Origin of the sequence: Kosakonia sp. H7A (genome assembly GCF_003028445.1) — a bacterium.
GTDB classification, from domain to species: Bacteria; Pseudomonadota; Gammaproteobacteria; order Enterobacterales; family Enterobacteriaceae; genus Kosakonia; species Kosakonia radicincitans.
The window spans coordinates 1-593 of record NZ_PYTZ01000052.1; the positions used below are offsets into that span (position 1 = coordinate 1).

The 593-nt window shown below is 61.2% G+C and carries 1 pseudogene; it reads right to left on the reverse strand.

What is annotated here, in order from left to right:
* Positions 1 to 593 (reverse strand): annotated as a pseudogene (locus tag CWM66_RS28980) (hypothetical protein); the annotation flags it as partial.

A 593-nucleotide genomic window follows, 5' to 3' on the forward strand; every position in this document is an offset into this window, starting at 1 on the left:
GTCTGGATCGTTGGCGTGCCAGCCGCAGCTGGAACGGAACTGCCAGTTCCACTACCGCGCGCTTCAGATCCGGGCTGGGGTTGAGCTTGTACTTGCGCAGCTTCGTACGCAGCCGCACTCGAAGGCTCGATCAACAGTAGCGCATCCATGAAGGGCGTTGTGACCTTGCCGAGCGAGAATCCCCGATAGCCATCTGCACTCTTGTCGCTAGCCACACCAAAGAAGTCGCGGCTCGGAGCGCCTGCAGCCACGGCTGTCTGCATCACCGTGGATTTCGCCAGCCTTGGGAAGTACAGGTAGCTGCAACTCTTCTGCCACACCTCCAACGCAGCTACATCCACTACGTCGTCCCGCCAGAACCAGGCCTTGAGCAGGTTGTGCAAGTGGACGGGGGCCCACTCATGGATAACCAGCTCGTTCTCGGTGAGCACCTGGTCGATTTCCTTGCCCAGACCCGGCTTGGCCGGATTGAGTACAAATCCCTCCCATTCGATATCGCCCAGGCCGCCGTCCTTCTTCGGCGCCTGGCTGGGCACCACGAGCCACTTGTAGGCTTCACGCACCAGCCGGTTCACCGTCTCCGCCGTCTGCTC